The following is a 17,356-nucleotide window of genomic DNA, read 5'->3' on the forward strand; positions in this document are numbered from 1 at the left end:
GCCCCCGATCAGACACGACGGCAGTTTATTGTTGTCGATTTATCGTTGGCCATCGGCGCTGGAACGACCTTTCACCAAATCTCATTCTGTAATTTGTTAGTATTCATTTTCTCTCTCTTTCTGCCTGTTCCCAACGGCAGGCATCAGAACAAGAAGGTAAAGACTTCCTGGACGACGCGAGCCTCTCAGCCTCCCTTATTTAAAAGGATGCTTCTCGTCCCGCCCCTCTTCAAAGCTGTCTTCTCGCTGCGTCTTCAAAGGAAATTTGCAAGAAGGACTTGCAGAACACAACTGGAACAGATAGCGTATGTTCTGTATTTGTTTCATAATTCAAAGGGTAGGTCCCAATGCTGACTCGCAAGCAACAGGAACTTTTGCTGTTTATACACGAGCGCATGAAGGAGTCAGGCGTACCGCCCTCCTTCGATGAGATGAAGGACGCCCTGGACCTCGCCTCCAAATCCGGCATTCACCGGCTGATCACCGCTTTGGAAGAGCGCGGTTTCATCCGTCGCTTGCCAAATCGCGCACGAGCGCTGGAAGTGATCAAGCTGCCGGAGGCCATGACCTCCAGCATACCGCCCCGACGCACAGGATTTTCGCCATCCGTCATTGAAGGCAGCCGAGGCAAGTTGCAGGCAGTGCCATCCGCTCCGGCCAAGCCGGTCGAGGAAGTACGCAATTCCTCATCGATCCCTGTCATGGGCCGTATCGCGGCGGGCGTGCCAATCTCCGCCATCCAGAACAACACCCATGACATTTCCGTGCCGATGGAAATGCTGGGCAGCGGCGAACATTACGCCCTCGAAGTCAAGGGCGATTCGATGATCGAGGCTGGCATTCTCGATGGCGACACGGTGATCATCCGCAACGCCACCACGGCCAATCCGGGCGATATTGTCGTCGCTCTTGTGGATGATGAAGAGGCGACCTTGAAACGCTTCCGCCGCCGTGGGGCCTCCATCGCGCTGGAAGCTGCTAATCCGGCCTATGAGACGCGGATTTTTGGACCGGATCGGGTAAAAATCCAGGGCAAGCTTGTCGGCCTTATTCGTCGCTATCACTAAGATCGCTGACATCTCCGACGCCTGACTGGATGTCGTCGCTGGCAGCCGATGGGACATTGGCGTGGATCCTGCCATCCGGCCGTTCATAGCGATTGCTGCGCCAATCAAAGTAACGATGGCGAGTCCAGGGCCGATACTGATTTTGAAATGCCGTAACGATATGCAGCGTTCGTGTGGCGGGATCACCAAGCGTGATTTCCATTGCACCGAAACGTCGCAAATCGTTACGGGTCAGGACTTTCGGGGGACGTGACAGCATCGGTGCAGCGTTTCCAACCTTCTCCGTTTGCAAGAAGGCGACGGTTTCACCCGATTCTATGAGAGACGGGGAACTCTGGGCCGAGTTCGAGGCGCCGTCCTGCACTTGGCTATCCGTAGGCATCGCAATGTCCTGCCTAGGTACTGTGCCTGCTCTGACTGCGGAAATGCCTCCCGCTTGCATTCGTTTGATTGTTTGGGAGCGAACGGACGGGCTGCTGTTGTCAGATGCCAGCACATCATCGTCGGCCATCATCCGTTCACTTTCAACGTCCAACCCAGTGCCGTCTTCCGTAGCGTCCCGGATAACGGTCATTCCGGTGTTTTCAGAGGAAGCAGTTGATGCCATCGACGCCTTACAGGCAGCATCGCGACTGACCTCAGTCGAAACGATCAGATCGGACAGGGCGCAGGCGGCCTGGCTATAGTCGCGGTTCTGTACCAGGCTGACTGTCCAACCATTGCTCAACCTTGCGAGACAAAAGGCATCGGTTCGGCAATGGAAAAGATCAGGTTTTTTATCGGCCTTTTCCTTTGCCGCCGTCATCTCCGCCATCGCCTGTTGCGGCTCTACCGGCTCTCTTCCCTTGGCTTTTTGGCCACCCGTCTTTGTTTTTATTTTTCCGGCCGGCGTTGTTTTCCACGCTTTGTCGTCGCTTTTCCCCGCTCCCTGTTGGCCTTTCTCCATTTCGACAGCTGCCAGCTTGGGCAATATTTCAGGCGCAATCGGATCGGCAATGTCGAGCACTGAGCGCCATTGGTTGAAAACGAAACCCGGCGGACGCTTCTTGTTGGTGGCAACGGTCAAGGCATGGCGGTCGTCTGTCCGAAACAGAGCGAACAGTTGACCATCTTCGGTTATGGCGAGATCGGGCAGCGGCGGATCGGTTTTTATCGCCTCATAGCCAAACGCCGTCAGCATCATCGCCACGCCAATCAGCCTCAGCCGCGTCTTCATCAGGGTTAGTATCAGCAGACCAGTTGCCGAGACCGGCAGAAACCACCATTCGAACCGGCCGAAGGTAAAGCCCGCACCCCAGCTCGCCACTTTATTGGCAATCAGCAACACGCCCTCAAGGCCAAGCCCCATCAACTGGATCGGCCATTGATCCAGGCCGAAAGGCATGAGCAACACACCGATCATCGCGGCCGGCATGACAAGCATCGACATCAGAGGCGCGGCCAGAAGATTTGCCTCCAACCCGTGCAATCCCACCCGGTGGAAATGCGCCGCTGAAAACATCGCGGTGGAGAAGCCGCCGAGTGCTGAGGTCATCAGAATGCCGCTGACCAGCGTCATCAACGGCTTCAACACTGTCAGCACCGGGATAGCCGGCAGGATGGGAGGCAATCGCGGGCGCTGGCGCCACAGGTCGAAACCGGCGATCAGGGCAAAAGTAGCCGCAAAGGACATTTGCAAGCTCGGCCCCATAACCTGCGACGGCGAGAGGAGAATCACAAGGATAGCCGCCAGCGCTGCATTGCGCAGGCTGAGCACAGGCCGGTCGAAGAAAGCCGCCGAGAGCATGATGACCATCATCAGATACGCGCGCTGGGCGGCGATGTCATAGCCGGAAATCAAAAAATAGCCGGTCGTGGTGGCAATCGCCCCCGCTGCAGCAATCTTCTTGATCGAGCGGGCCTCCGCCATACCAGGCACAAGGCTCAACAGGCGCCGGATCCCCACGAAGAACAGCCCACCGGCCAGCGCCATATGCAGACCGGAAATCGAGATGATATGGGCAAGGCCGGAAACGCGAAGATCGTTATTGGCCTCCTCAGAAAGGCCGCGCCGCTCGCCGGTCACAATCGCTACGGCAAATGCGCCAGCGTCGCCCGGCACGATGGCCCTGATACGGTCGGAAATGCCATTGCGCAATTCCTGTGTCATTTCATCAAGCCTGATTCCCGCTCGTTCCCAAAAATCCGGCAGCGCGATTGCAGGTCCCGGCAGGAATCGCTTTGGAGGCTGATAAAAATAGCCAATCGCCCCTGTGCCAGTAAAATAGGAGGAAAAAGCAAAATCGTTCAGGCCTGGCAAGGCAGGTCCGGATGGCGGGGAGAGCCGCGCCCTGCCCTCGATCCAGTCGCCGGGATTGAAGGGCTCATGCGCGCCGCGGGCCAGAAGTGCTACCTGCTGCGGCATACGCTTCAGGCTAGGGAACCGTGTTTGATGCAGTGCAATCACATATCTTTGATTGCCGTCCGCATTCGGCTCTACAGAAACCACTTTGCCGCGCACCACTGTCGTCACTGCACTGTCGATGATGATCGTGTCCAGACGCGCTGTTTGCACATCGGCCAGCAACATGCCGGCAAGACCGAGAGTTGCAATGCCGCAGACAGCGGCCAGAACAGGATGACGGTAGCGGACCCGCAGCCAGACCACCCCGGCGGCACAGAAAGTCAGGAGAATCGGCAGACGTGGAAGGTCCTGCGGACGGGTAAACCACCAGATCGCCCCCAGCCCAAGCAGAACGGGTAAAAACAGAAATGTGCGGCCATAGGCAAGCTCCTGCAGAGTGTCCCGGTGGAGAGCACGCAGAAAGCGCTGCCAGCGGGAGACCAGAAGAGGCGATGCATTGAAGTTTCCCTCGAAATCAGGGATTTCCGCTTCGCCTTCCGGCTCTATGTCCGGACGCCGCAGAACCTCGTCAAACAGGGTTTTGGAAGAGCCCCTATCCCATGGCAAGCCGCGCGCGGTAAGCGCTTCTTTTTGCCTGACCAGTTCCCATTCCGCCGTATCCGGCATCGATCCTGCCGTCGCCCCGGTGCCCTGCTATGCCACCCGCCTTCAAAGCGTTGAAAACGAGCGGCGAGGCCCCTGAAAATTGCTTTTATAATAATTCGGCAACACATCTTACCTTGCTGCTAACGCCAGACTATCAATCAAAAGCTGTAGGAGAAAGGGGGTATAAACCAAGAAAAGAAGTTCTGGCAATAACGCATGCCTGCAATGCAAGTGCCGATTTATTGCAATGCACACTTTGTCCTTTGGATAGCTTGGCATTAACCTCTGGATCATATAGCTAATTGCAACGCTTAACCTGGGACAAGGCGAAAGCTGCGTCTCCCGCCTATATCCGGAGGATCACCATGACGGAACAAAGCGCAAACTTGAAGATTGAGGACAAGGCCGTCGATCTTGACGTGCGAAGCGGCACGATCGGCCCCGATGTTATCGACATCGGCGCTCTTTATAAGCATACCGGCAAGTTTACCTATGATCCCGGATTCACCTCCACGGCATCATGCGAATCGAAGATCACCTATATCGACGGCGACGAAGGCGTGCTGCTGCACCGCGGCTACCCTATCGAACAGCTGGCTGAAAAAGGCGACTTCCTGGAAGTCTGCTACCTGCTGCTCTATGGCGAACTGCCGACAGTTGCTCAGAAAAAAGACTTCGATCACCGCGTCACGCATCACACTATGGTGCATGAGCAGATGTCGAAATTCTTCTCAGGCTATCGTCGCGACGCCCATCCGATGGCAGTCATGGTCGGTACGGTCGGCGCATTGTCGGCTTTCTACCACGACTCGACCGACATCACTGATCCGCACCAGCGCATGGTTGCCAGCCTGCGGATGATCGCCAAGATGCCGACCATCGCCGCCATGGCTTACAAGTATCACATCGGCCAGCCTTTCGTTTATCCCAAGAACGATCTGGATTACGCCGCCAACTTCCTCAACATGTGCTTTGCCGTGCCTTGCGAGGAATACAAGGTCAACCCGGTTCTGGCCCGCGCCATGGATCGGATCTTCATCCTGCATGCCGATCATGAGCAGAACGCCTCCACCTCCACGGTGCGCCTGGCCGGCTCGTCGGGTGCCAATCCGTTTGCCTGCATCGCGGCTGGCATCGCCTGCCTCTGGGGCCCTGCCCATGGCGGCGCCAACGAAGCGGCCCTGAACATGCTGCGGGAAATCGGCACGGTTGACCGGATTCCGGAATATATCGCCCGCGCCAAGGACAAGAACGATCCGTTCCGCCTGATGGGCTTCGGTCACCGGGTCTACAAGAACTACGACCCGCGCGCCAAGATCATGCAGAAGACCATGTATGAAGTGCTGGAAGCCACAGGCAATGCAGGCGATCCGCTGATGCAGGTCGCGCTCGAGCTGGAAAAGATCGCCTTGAGCGACGAATATTTCATCGAGAAGAAGCTCTATCCGAATGTCGACTTCTATTCCGGCATCACGCTTCGTGCCCTCGGCTTCCCGACGGAAATGTTCACCGTTCTGTTCGCACTGGCGCGCACCGTCGGCTGGATTGCGCAGTGGAACGAAATGATCGAAGATCCGCAGCAGCGTATCGGTCGCCCGCGCCAGCTTTACACCGGCGCACCCAAGCGCGACTACCTGCCCGTCGCCAAGCGCTGATCGGCAATATCCCGTCTTATGCAAAGCCCGGCGATCAATTCGCCGGGCTTTTTCGTGGGCCAGTCTGCAAATGACAGGTTTCATGCCATGGCATTGGGGTTTTCCACCAAGAAAGCCTTCAATTTGCTCAGGGATTGCTTTAAGCAACGGCGACTGCTTCGCATCCGGCGAAGAATATTGATGAGGTTTTCGTTCCGATGCTCGTGATCCTGAGAAAAGCTGCCGGCACCTGGGTGGCAAAAGGGCTTCTTCTTTTGCTTGTCGCATCCTTCGCGATCTGGGGCATTTCCAGCTCGATCATGAGTGATACGTCGGACAAGGTCATCAAGGTCGGCAGCCAGAGCGTCAATTCCAACGAATTCCGCCTCGCTTATCAGCGGCAGATCTCCGATCTCAGCCGCCGTTTCGGCACGCAATTGACAAGCGAGCAGGCCCGTTCGCTCGGCATCGAGTCGCAGGTCTACCAGCAACTGGTCGCCGGTGCCGCTCTCGATCAGCTGGCCTCGGACATGAATCTCGGCCTTTCCCAGGACCGCCTGGCACAGCTGATCGGCGACGATCCGGCGTTCAAGAACACCAATGGCCAGTTCGACCGGCAATTGTTCACCTCACGGCTGCGCAATTCCGGCATTCGCGAGCAGGATTATATCACTGAGCGTTCCAAGGTCGCGGTTCGCAGCCAGATCGTCGATGCGACAGCGGAAGGATTCGTGCCTCCGAAAGCGCTTGTTGATGCGCTGAAGCTCTATCGCCAGGAAAGCCGCAGCATCGATTACCTGCTGCTGACCACTGCCAATATCGACCCGATCAAGGCACCGAACGAAACGGTTCTGAAAACCTGGTTCAACACGATGAAATCGCGCTACCGCGCGCCGGAATATCGCAGCTTTTCCTTTGTAAAGCTGGAGCCTGCCGATATCGCCGATCCGAAAGCCGTGACTGACGAGCAGGTGAAGCAGGAATACGACGCCAATCTCAAGAAATTTGAAGTGGCTGGCACCCGGACGCTGGAGCAATTGACCTTCCCGACCAAGGAACTGGCCGAAGCCGCTGCCCAATCGTTGAAGAATGGCAAGACATTCGACCAGTTGGTCGCTGACCAGGGCAAGACGGCAACAGATGTGCTGCTGGGTGATTTCACCCGGGCGGATATTCCCGACCAGAAGCTGGCCGATGCTGCCTTCGCAGTCGCAAAAGATAGCGATACGACACCCGTCGTTGAAGGCGCGTTCGGCCCGGTTATCCTGCGGGTCAGCAATATCAAGCCAAGCCACACAAAGACGCTGGACGAAGTCAAGGATCAGATTCGCGCCGATCTTGCCGCCAATGCCGCCGCCCAGCAGATCAACGACGTGCATGACCGGTTTGAGGATATGCGCGCCTCCGGTTCCAGCCTCGAGGAAGCCGCCACCAAGGCTGGCCTGAAAGCCATCAAGGTTGACGGTATCGATGCCCAGGGACAGGACAAGACCGGCAAGGCGGCAGAAAATCTGCCGGAAAAAGCCAATCTGTTGAAATCAGTCTTCGAAACAGAAGCGGGCGCGGAACCCCTGCCGCTCAATATCGGCAGAAATGGCTATCTGTGGTTCGACGTGACGGCCATTGACGCGTCTCGTGAGAGAACGCTGGATGAGGTCAAGGACAAGGCCGTCTCCGACTGGACCACTGAGCAGCAAAAACAGGCGCTGGGCGCCAAGGTCGAGCAGTTGAAGGCCAAGGCCGATACAGGTGTAGCGCTGGCTGATCTCGCGACTGAACTGGCCATCGGCGTCGAGACCAAGGCCGGTCTTCGCCGCGATACCGAAGATCCGGTGCTCGGCCCTGCCGCCATTCAGGCCGCTTTCCGCGGACCCTCCGGCATGATTGGCTCGGCGGTAGGTGCCGATCCGATGACCCAGATCCTGTTGAAGGTCACGGATGTCAACACCCAGCCGACCGGCGATGTCGTCGACCAGCAGGAGAGCCAGATTACCGCGCTGGCCAAATCCGCCGGTGACGATATTCTCGACCAGATGGTCAACCAGCTGCAGACCAAATATGGCGTGACTATCAATCAGGCGCTGGCCCAGCAGGCCATCACACGCTGAACCGCCGGGAGGGCGAAGCATATGAACGGGCTGAAGCCATTCATCGCAAAGGTCGCCAGCGGGCAAGCACTGACACGGGATGAGGCGGCGGACGCCTTCAATATTCTGATGTCGGGAGAGGCAACGCCTGCCCAGATCGGCGGCTTCCTGATTGCGCTACGCATGCGCGGTGAAACCGTGCCGGAGATTGTCGGCGCGGTCACCGTCATGCGTCAAAAGATGCTGCCGGTCACCGCCCCAGCGGATGCCATCGACATCGTCGGAACAGGCGGAGATGGCACCGGCACCTATAATATCTCGACGCTGGCGGCCCTGATCGTTGCAGGCGCTGGTGTTCCGGTCGCCAAGCACGGCAACAAGGCGCTCAGCTCGAAATCCGGCGCAGCTGACAGCCTGACTGCCCTCGGCGTCAAGCTGGATATCGATCCGGCCATCATTGGCCGCTGCATATCTGAGGCTGGCGTCGGCTTTATGTTTGCCCAGTTGCATCACTCCGCCATGCGCCATGTCGGCCCGGCGAGGGTAGAGCTTGGCACACGCACCATTTTCAATCTTCTGGGACCGCTCGCCAATCCGGCTGGTGTCAAAAAGCAGTTGCTCGGTGTCTATGCGCCGGAATGGGTGATACCGCTGGCCGAGACGCTGCGTGACCTGGGCAGCGAGAGCATCTGGGTCGTGCATGGCAATGGCCTTGATGAAATCACCACGACCGGCACGACGCAGGTGGCAGCACTCGAACAGGGCAAGATCCGCAATTTTGAGCTGACGCCCGGTGATTTTGGCGTGGTACAGGTTGAGCTAGCCGCTCTGAAAGGTGGCGACGGCGAATATAATGCCAAGGCCTTGCGCGCTGTTCTTGAAGGTGAGAAAAATGCCTATCGCGACGTGGCGCTGTGCAACGCCGCCGCGGCCCTGGTGATTGCCGGAAAAGCCGCCACATTGGCAGACGGCATGGCGCTAGGCGCGCAATCGCTGGACAGCGGGGCTGCCCTGAAACGGCTGGAGACACTGATTTCCGTCTCCAATGGAGAACATTCGGCATGAGTGACATCCTGAAAAAAATCGAAGCCTATAAGCGCGAGGAAATCGCTGCCGCCAAGAGCGCGATACCGCTGGATGAAATCAAGGCCCGCGCCGCCGACCAGTCGCCGGCACGTGGTTTCTACAAAGCATTGCGGGCAAAGCAGGCTTCGGGCAATTTTGGATTGATTGCCGAGATCAAGAAGGCCAGCCCGTCCAAAGGTCTGATCCGTCCCGATTTCGACCCACCGGCGCTGGCTAGCGCCTATGAAGCAGGCGGGGCTGCGTGTCTGTCGGTCCTGACCGACGCTCCAAGCTTTCAGGGCGCACCGGAGTTTCTGGTCGCGGCCCGTGCGGCCTGCACACTTCCGGCGCTGCGCAAGGATTTCATGTTCGAGGCCTATCAGGTGCATGAAGCTCGGGCCTGGGGCGCGGATTGCATCCTGTTGATCATGGCGTCCTTGTCAGATTCTGAAGCCGCCGATCTCGAAGGAGAAGCGCTCGCACTTGGCATGGACGTGCTGATTGAGGTGCATGATGAAGAGGAAATGGTCCGGGCGCTGAAACTCACCTCGCCGCTTGTTGGCATCAACAATCGCAATCTGCGGACGTTCGAGGTTGATCTTGCCGTCAGCGAGCGGCTGGCTGCCATGGTGCCAGCTGATCGGCTGCTGGTCGGCGAAAGCGGAATTTTCACCCACGAGGACTGCCTTCGCCTGCAAAAGTCAGGCATAGAAACTTTCCTGGTCGGTGAAAGCTTGATGCGCAAGGACGATGTGGCTGGTGCCACCAAGGCGCTCTTGACCGGTGCATCCGACCGTATAGCCGCCGAATGAGCGGCCTGACCCATATCGGTGCTGCGGGTGAAGCGCATATGGTCGATGTCGGCGACAAGGTCGAGACCGTGCGGATCGCCATAGCCGAGGGTCATATCCGTATGGCACCGGAAACGCTGGTATTGATCCGCGACGGCAATGCCAAGAAGGGCGACGTGATCGGCACGGCACGGCTGGCGGGCATCATGGCCGCCAAGCGCACAGCAGACCTGATCCCGCTCTGTCATCCGCTGATGTTGACCAAGGTCAGCGTCGACATCACCGAGGATACCGCCCTGCCCGGCCTGCGCGTCACAGCAACCGTCAAACTGACCGGCAAGACCGGCGTCGAGATGGAAGCGCTGACTGCCGTTTCTGTTGCCTGCCTGACGATTTACGACATGGCAAAAGCGGCCGACAAGACCATGGAGATCGGCGGAATTCGGGTCGTTGAAAAAACCGGCGGAAAATCCGGCCCGTTTCGCCATCCGGAGGCAGGATAATGGCGCTGCTACCCGTGGAAGAGGCCCAGGCCAGACTGCTGGCCTCTGCAACCCCGTTGCAGGGCACGGAAATTCTCCCGCTCCGCCAGGCCTGTAATCGCATCCTCGCAGAGGATATCACCGCTCGGCTAACGCAGCCGCCTTTCGATGCCTCGGCCATGGACGGCTACGCACTGCGGGTCGAAGATGCGCTTACGCCGGGGACTGAATTGTCCGTGATCGGCCAGTCGGCGGCCGGACACGGCTTTGATGGCCGAGTGGGCGCCGGGCAATGCGTACGGATCTTTACAGGCGCTCCGGTGCCTGATGGTGCCGATTGCGTCCTTATCCAGGAAGACACCGAACCGGCGGAAAAGAACCTTCGTATCCGCACCACATTCGCCGCCGTGCAGGGACGCCATATCCGGCCTCGCGGCCAGGATTTTACCGAGGGCGCGGTTTTGATTCCGGCGGGCAAGGTTTTGGATTTTGCAAAGCTGATGCTGGCTGCGAGCGGCAATCATGCACATGTCCCAGTCTACCGCAAGCCGCTCATCGCCCTTCTCGCCACTGGTGACGAACTGGTTATACCAGGGACTGCGCCGGGGCGAAGCCAGATCATTGCCTCCAACACATTTGCCATTGCAGCCCTTGCCGAAAATCTGGGCGCAGACGTGCTGGATCTCGGCATCGTGCCTGATGATCATGATGCCATCGTCGCGGCCATCCGCAAGGCGGAGGCCGCAGGCGCGGATGTACTTGTTACGACCGGCGGCGCATCGGTCGGCGACCACGATCTGGTGCAGGCAGCGCTTACCGATGCGGGCATGGTGCTGGATTTCTGGAAGATCGCCATGCGCCCGGGTAAACCGCTGATGGTGGGCAAGCTCGGACCGATGCATGTGCTCGGTCTGCCCGGCAATCCCATCTCCAGCATGGTCTGTAGCCTGCTGTTTCTCGAACCGCTGATCGCCAAGCTCGGCCATCGCCCTCTGCCGCAGCGCCTCAAGCACGCCCGCACGGCAACAGCGCTTGCCGCCAACGATCAGCGACAGGACTATCTGCGCGCCCAATTGCGGATCGATTCGGCGGATGGACTTTGGGTGACCAGCTTTCCGAAACAGGATTCCTCGATGATGCAGATTTTCGCCGAGGCCGGGGCCTTGATCGTGCGCCCACCGCATGCGTCGGCCCTTCGGGAAGGCGGCCAATGCATGGTGTTGTTATTGCATCCGTAAGCGCCTCTTGGTGAAAGGCATCTGCCGCATTATCTACTGAAACCACAAGCGGACGACCAAACCCGGAGCATGCCTTGAAATTTCTGCCAGAACGTCTGCGCAACCGGATTGAGCCGCGCCTTCTTGCCAGTCTGACTGTTTTGGCCGGGCTTGGCTTGCTGTTTGCAAAAATCGCAGAAGACGTTTTCGATCAGGAAAGCCATGCCTTCGATCGCGCCATATTGCTGGCGCTCCGGATCAAGGACGATCCCGGCCTGACCATCGGCCCGCCCTGGCTGGTCAATTCGGTCCGTGACATTACCAGCCTTGGCGGCTTCACTGTGATTACCCTCGTCACCGTGTTGACGGTGTTTTATCTGCTTGCGGCGGGCAAGACTCGCAATGCCATGATTGTCGGATTGGCGATTTCGCTCGGAGCCTTAGCCGAGTCTGGTCTGAAACTGCTATTTTCCCGAGCCCGGCCGGATGTGGTTCCGCATCTGGTCAGTGTGCAGACCATGAGCTTTCCAAGCGGCCACGCCATGATGTCGGCGATTACCTATCTGACGCTGGGCGCCATGCTGGCCCGCGCCCAGCCGACATGGCAATTGCGCTATTTCACCTTCGGCGCAGGCTTATTCCTGACGCTTTTGATTGGCGTCAGCCGGGTGTTTCTCGGCGTGCATTGGCCAACGGATATCATCGCGGGATGGACGGTTGGCGGCGCCTGGGCGCTGTGCGTCTGGATGATTGCCGATGCGTTGAACCGGCGTCGCATACCGCTTGAGCCGGAACAATGATCAGCCGATCAGCCGGTCCAGCCAGGCCTTGTCCAGCACGCTTTCCAACTCGTGAGCCAGATCGTCCAGCGCCTGTTCGACGCTTTGCCGGTAATTTTCGGTCGTATTGCTGATCCCAAAGCTTTGCAGCAATGCCGCCCGGTAACCGTCATTGGCAAACAACCCATGCAGATAGGTGCCCATCACCTTGCCATCAGCAGACATAGCTCCATCGCCGCGGCCACGGATCGTCAGCGCAGGACGCTGGCAATCCGGGCCATCGGTCTGGCCGAGGTGGATTTCATAGCCACTCAGCGCCACATCATATTCCAGCGAATGGGCGGCGCTGTTGCGCACGGTCTTTTCCGGCGCCATCTCGGTGTTAATCTCAAGCAGACCAAGGCCTTCAACGCGGCAGGGAGCGCCCTCCAGCCCCAGCGGATCGGCAACGCTATTGCCCAGCATCTGATAGCCGCCGCAAATACCGATGATCCGCCCGCCACGCCGACGATGCAGGGCGAGGTCCTTGTCCCATCCCTGCGCGCGCATATCTGCCAGATCGCCAATTGTCGCCTTGGAGCCCGGCAGAATCACCAGCGCCGCATCGGCGGGCAAAGGTTCACCGGGACGCACATAGACCAGATCGACGGAAGGCTCCGTGGCAAGCGGATCGAAATCGTCGAAATTGGCAATACGTGACAAAACCGGCACGGCAATCTTCAAAGCACCCGTCGAACTGCGGCTCAATCGTTCCAGCGCCACGCTGTCTTCCGGCGGCAACCGCCCTGCGGCCTTCAGCCAAGGCACGATGCCGAAACTCGGCCAGCCGGTGTAGCGGCCAATGGCTTCGATACCGTCGGCAAACAGGCTCTGGTCTCCCCGGAACTTGTTGATAATATAGCCGCAAATCATCCGGCGGTCTTCCTCCGGCAGGATGGCATGGGTGCCGACCAGCGAGGCAATCACCCCGCCGCGATCGATATCGCCAACCAACACCACCGGCACATTGGCGCGGGTGGCAAAGCCCATATTGGCGATGTCCCCGGCCCTCAAATTGATTTCGGCTGGAGACCCGGCGCCCTCGACAATCACCAGATCCGCTCCGGCCTTCAGCTCTTCAAAACTGTCGAGTACGGCACCCAGCAATTGCGGTTTCAGCCGTTGGTAATCGCGCCCCTTCGCCTGGCCAAACACCCGGCCTTGCACGATGATCTGGCTGCCAGTCTCGCTTTGTGGCTTCAGCAGAACCGGGTTCATATGCACCGAGGATGGCACGCCACAGGCCAGCGCCTGGAGCCACTGCGCCCTGCCAATTTCCCCACCATCATCAGCCACGGCAGCATTGTTGGACATGTTCTGCGGCTTGAAAGGACGCACGACCCGTCCATGCAGCCGCGCCAACCGGCAAAGCCCCGCCACCAGCACCGTCTTGCCGACATCCGAGCCAGTGCCCTGGAGCATAACCATCCGCGTCATGACGTTTGCCAGCTCCTGCAATTTGGTTCAAAGCGCAGCCGTATTCAGAATGGGCCGCGCGTCTTTCTACCAGACCTCATGTCAATGGTTTGTGGTATGGCCTGCAGCCCGCTGGAAGGCAATGGCGTTCAACGATTGGTTTTTCCACAGTTTTTCCTGAAGACGACAAGGAGTCAGCGGGAACCAGCTTGATTAACAGCGCGGGATTGCGGCCGTTTTTCAATCCATTGGGGGCTGATCAGGACATGAGAACGCTCGGATTTGCCCATGAGAGCCTGTGTGTTTGCATGATGCTTAATGGCTTTTATGCGACATTTATTCGAACAAAAAGCTACAAGGTGGTTGATTTATGCGGCCAGCCCCCTACCCTTGTCACTGTCGTAAACAGACAAGTATTGCAATGGGACTACCCTGGAGCTGCCCCGGACTTCATAATCCGAGAGGTTCGCCGATGAGCGGTCCCTCCATCAAATATGCCCGACCCGGGTTGCGAAATATGCGGCCGGGATCGGCTGTCATGCGTGAAACAGTCACGCCCATGCGCTAAACATGCGCCAATAAAACGGAGAACTCCACGATATGAGGACATTGCTCGTTTCCACGATACTCGCCGCCGGATTGTATGGCATGGCCGGTTCTGCCGAGGCCGCTGATTGCGGCTCGGTCTCCATTGCGGAAATGAACTGGGCCTCAGCCGGCGTCGCGGCCAATGTCGACAAGATCATTCTGGAAAGCGGTTATGGTTGTTCCGTCAATCTGGTGACTGGCGACACCATGCCGACCTTCACCTCAATGAATGAAAAGGGCGAGCCGGATCTGGCCCCTGAGCTTTGGGTCAATACGATTCAAAAGCCGCTGGCGGAAGCCGTCAAGGACGGTCGCCTGCTCAAAGCCGCGCGCATTCTGAAGGATGGCGGCGTTGAGGGCTGGTGGGTTCCGAAATACATCACCGATGAGCATCCAGACATCAAGACCGTACAGGACGCGCTGAAACATCCCGAGCTTTTCCCAGCCCCGGAAGATCCCTCCAAGGGTGCCGTCACCAATTGCCCATCCGGTTGGGCCTGTCAGGTCACCACGGAGAATATCTACAAGGCGCTGAAGGGTGACGATGCAGGCTTCCAGCTTGTCGATAGCGGTTCCTCTGCCGCACTGGACGGCTCGATTGCCAATGCCATTGAAAAGAAAAAGGGATGGCTTGGCTATTACTGGGCGCCAACAGCCATTCTTGGCAAATACGATATGGTCAAGCTTGGTATGGATACCAGTTTCGACAAGGCCGAATGGGACCGCTGCACATCGGTTGCCGATTGCGCCGATCCCCGCGTCAACGATTATCCGGTCACGGATGTCTATAGTGTCGTCACCAAGAACTTTGCCGAGAAGGCAGGCGTGACGATGGACTATGTCGGCAAACGCCAGTGGGACAATGAAACCATCGGCAAGGTTCTGGCCTGGATGAGTGAGAACCAGGCGGACAATGCCGATGCGGCAGAATATTTCCTGAAGACCTATCCCGATGTCTGGACACAGTGGGTCTCGCCTGACGTCGCTGAAAAGGTCAAGGCCGCTCTTTGATAATGTCCGGGAGGCCGCCTTGGCGATCTCTCATCAGTGATGAATTCAATCAGTCGCGGGTGACGGTGGACATGTCTCCACCGTCACCCGCGTAGCGGTTTGGCCATGCCACCGCCCCCTGCAATGCAATGATCAGGCTGCACCGATAAAGCCGAAACACACCGGCATTGGTTTTGATCCCTACGATAAGGAGCACATATGGCATCCGCTATCTGTAGCTACATCCCCACCCTCCTCTGCCGGTTTCCGGCGGTCGATGATACTCTCATGCGGAGTTTCAAGAAGACCGTCGATACCGGCTTCAAGACTTTCGTCCGCTCTTACGGAGATTTCCTCGACGGATTGACCCTGCCGCTGCAATGGTTCCTGAACTGGCTCCAGGCGCTGTTCGTTGATATGCCCTGGATCTTGATGATCGTCGCACTGGCCGCCATTGTCTACGGCGTCAGCCGCAATTGGCGCATTACGCTCGGCACGGCTCTTGCCATGGTGTTGATCGGCATGGCCGGTCTCTGGCAGGATACCATGATAACGCTGGCCATGGTGACGGTTTGCACGCTCTGCGCCGTCGTCATCGGCATTCCCATCGGCATCTGGATGGCACGGTCCGACCGCGCCCAATCGACCTTAAACCCAGTGCTCGACGTGATGCAGACCATGCCGAGTTTCGTCTATCTGATCCCTGTGGTGATGATTTTCGGGATCGGCAAGGTGCCGGGCCTGATCGCGGTGGTGATCTATGCCATCGCGCCGATTATCCGGCTCACCAATCTCGGTATCCGCCTTGTCAGCCGCGAAGCCATCGAAGCAGCCGATGCCTTCGGGTCGTCGGAGCGCCAGAAACTGTTCAATGTGCAGATCCCGCTCGCGCTGCCCAACATCATGGCGGGCATCAACCAGACGATCATGATGTCGCTGGCCATGGTGGTCATCGCCTCGATGATCGGTGTTGGCGGGCTCGGCAAGAATGTCTTGCAGGCCATCACCAACCAGTTCTTCACCATCGGCCTGCTCAACGGCTTTGCCCTTGTAGCAATCGCCATCATTTTCGACCGGGCAAGCCAAGCCTATGGCAAACGCCTCCAGAAACATACACAGGTGCTGCATGGCTAGTCACGGCATAGACATCCGCAATCTCTACAAAATTTTCGGCCCCGACGAAAAAACCCATATTGACGCCGTGCGCCAGGGCATCACCAAGGCCGAATTGAACGACAGGCATCACCATGTGCTCGGCCTGCGCGACATCAGCATCGACATGCCCGGCGGCGAGATCACCGTGGTCATGGGACTTTCCGGCTCCGGCAAATCCACGCTGATTCGCCATATCAACCGATTGATCGAGCCGACAGCGGGCGAAGTGCTCTACGACGGAACGGACATCTGCGCCATGTCGCCAGCACAGCTGCGCGATTTCCGACGCCGGAAAACCGCGATGGTCTTTCAGAAGTTCGGCCTGCTGCCACATCGAACCGTGATGGAAAACGTCCTCTACGGCCTCGATATCCAGGGCATGCCGCGGCAGCAAAGCCTTGCCAAGGGACATTACTGGATCGAGCGGGTCGGGCTTGCCGGTTTTGAAAACCATTATCCGAACCAGCTTTCCGGCGGCATGCAGCAGCGCGTTGGCCTGGCGCGAGCGCTCGCAACCGATGCAGATATCCTCTTGATGGACGAAGCCTATTCCGCACTGGACCCGCTAATCCGGGTCGATATGCAGACCATGCTGATCGACTTGCAGCAGGAATTGCAAAAGACTGTGGTGTTCATCACCCACGATCTGGACGAAGCGTTGCGGCTGGGCGACAAGATCGCCATTCTGCGCGATGGCGAAGTGGTGCAGCAGGGCAGCGGCCAGGATATCGTGCTGCGTCCAGCGGACGATTACATTGCCGCCTTCGTGCGCGAGGTCAATCGTGGCCGGGTAATCCGCATCGGCACGGTGATGGTCCCGGCGCATAATCAGTCAGGCCAGCAGTCGGCGGGCCAGTTCAAGCTCACCGCCCGCACGACGCTGGAAACGGCGGCCCGGGCCATGGTCGAGCAAGGCGTCACAGAGGCGCAGGTGACCGATAAGGCCGGTCACCAGATTGGCACCATCGACCTTTCGATCATCCTCTCGGCTATGGTCTCGCCAGCGCACAGCGTCCAACCGGCCCTGGCGGCAGAATAGAGGATTTTGGCGGCAAGG

Annotated in this window: 14 protein-coding genes; 11 read left to right on the forward strand and 3 right to left on the reverse strand. The window is 58.3% G+C overall.

The genetic code is table 11. The annotated features are described in order from the left end of the window. The first annotated feature begins 347 nt into the window (after positions 1-347). Entirely contained in the window at positions 348-1,067 is a 720-nt protein-coding gene (gene lexA / locus G6L01_RS08435) for a transcriptional repressor LexA (RefSeq protein WP_060717064.1), read from the forward strand. Here the strand turns inward: lexA and G6L01_RS08440 are convergent. Continuing rightward, positions 1,048-4,077 carry a ComEC/Rec2 family competence protein gene (locus tag G6L01_RS08440; protein WP_070164920.1) on the reverse strand — a complete coding sequence of 1,010 codons (3,030 nt, stop codon included), beginning with the start codon at positions 4,075-4,077 and terminating at the stop codon, positions 1,048-1,050. The genes lexA and G6L01_RS08440 overlap by 20 nt on opposite strands. Before the next feature lie 344 nt (positions 4,078-4,421). On the opposite strand from G6L01_RS08440, the gene gltA reads away from it, so the two are divergent. From gltA to G6L01_RS08475, 7 genes are all read left to right on the forward strand, one after another. Next, positions 4,422-5,711 carry a citrate synthase gene (gene gltA / locus G6L01_RS08445; RefSeq protein WP_015916260.1) on the forward strand — a complete coding sequence of 430 codons (1,290 nt, stop codon included), beginning with the start codon at positions 4,422-4,424 and terminating at the stop codon, positions 5,709-5,711. A gap of 197 nt (positions 5,712-5,908) precedes the next feature. After that, positions 5,909-7,798 carry a peptidylprolyl isomerase gene (locus G6L01_RS08450; RefSeq protein ID WP_070164921.1) on the forward strand — a complete coding sequence of 630 codons (1,890 nt, stop codon included), beginning with the start codon at positions 5,909-5,911 and terminating at the stop codon, positions 7,796-7,798. A gap of 21 nt (positions 7,799-7,819) precedes the next feature. Beyond that, entirely contained in the window at positions 7,820-8,842 is a 1,023-nt protein-coding gene (gene trpD, locus G6L01_RS08455) for an anthranilate phosphoribosyltransferase (RefSeq protein ID WP_070164922.1), read from the forward strand. Further along, positions 8,839-9,654, forward strand: coding sequence for an indole-3-glycerol phosphate synthase TrpC (gene trpC / locus G6L01_RS08460; RefSeq protein WP_070164923.1), 816 nt, complete (start codon positions 8,839-8,841; stop codon positions 9,652-9,654). The genes trpD and trpC overlap by 4 nt, the downstream gene beginning before the upstream one ends. Beyond that, complete coding sequence (gene moaC, locus G6L01_RS08465) at positions 9,651-10,136, forward strand: cyclic pyranopterin monophosphate synthase MoaC (RefSeq protein WP_070164924.1); 486 nt, start codon at positions 9,651-9,653, stop codon at positions 10,134-10,136. Before trpC ends, moaC begins: the two co-directional genes overlap by 4 nt. Beyond that, positions 10,136-11,353, forward strand: a complete 1,218-nt coding sequence (locus G6L01_RS08470) for a molybdopterin molybdotransferase MoeA (RefSeq protein WP_070164925.1) — start codon at positions 10,136-10,138, stop codon at positions 11,351-11,353. The genes moaC and G6L01_RS08470 overlap by 1 nt, the downstream gene beginning before the upstream one ends. Positions 11,354-11,427: 74 nt before the next feature. Next, the gene (locus G6L01_RS08475; protein WP_234891822.1) at positions 11,428-12,132 is read left to right on the forward strand and encodes a phosphatase PAP2 family protein; all 705 of its coding nucleotides are present in this window, start codon (positions 11,428-11,430) and stop codon (positions 12,130-12,132) included. Here the strand turns inward: G6L01_RS08475 and G6L01_RS08480 are convergent, their stop codons facing one another. Further along, positions 12,133-13,587: a cobyric acid synthase gene (locus G6L01_RS08480; protein ID WP_070164926.1), complete on the reverse strand. Its 1,455-nt coding sequence runs from the start codon at positions 13,585-13,587 to the stop codon at positions 12,133-12,135. Positions 13,588-14,166: 579 nt separating this feature from the next. Here G6L01_RS08480 and G6L01_RS08485 point away from each other — a divergent pair. Beyond that, on the forward strand, positions 14,167-15,165 hold the full coding sequence (locus tag G6L01_RS08485) for an ABC transporter substrate-binding protein (protein ID WP_070164927.1): 999 nt from the start codon (positions 14,167-14,169) through the stop codon (positions 15,163-15,165). A gap of 49 nt (positions 15,166-15,214) precedes the next feature. Here the strand turns inward: G6L01_RS08485 and G6L01_RS08490 are convergent, their stop codons facing one another. After that, a complete protein-coding gene (locus tag G6L01_RS08490) occupies positions 15,215-15,361 on the reverse strand; it encodes a hypothetical protein (protein ID WP_156584069.1) in 147 nt (48 codons plus the stop codon). A 2-nt stretch (positions 15,362-15,363) separates the two neighbouring features. Between G6L01_RS08490 and G6L01_RS08495 the strand changes: the two genes are divergently transcribed. Both G6L01_RS08495 and G6L01_RS08500 read left to right on the forward strand, forming a co-directional pair. Beyond that, a complete protein-coding gene (locus tag G6L01_RS08495; RefSeq protein ID WP_070164928.1) occupies positions 15,364-16,278 on the forward strand; it encodes an ABC transporter permease in 915 nt (304 codons plus the stop codon). Further along, on the forward strand, positions 16,271-17,338 hold the full coding sequence (locus G6L01_RS08500; protein WP_070164929.1) for a quaternary amine ABC transporter ATP-binding protein: 1,068 nt from the start codon (positions 16,271-16,273) through the stop codon (positions 17,336-17,338). Before G6L01_RS08495 ends, G6L01_RS08500 begins: the two co-directional genes overlap by 8 nt. Positions 17,339-17,356 lie beyond the last annotated feature (18 nt).

Origin of the sequence: Agrobacterium vitis, assembly GCF_013337045.2 — a bacterium.
Taxonomy (GTDB): Bacteria; Pseudomonadota; Alphaproteobacteria; order Rhizobiales; family Rhizobiaceae; genus Allorhizobium; species Allorhizobium vitis_B.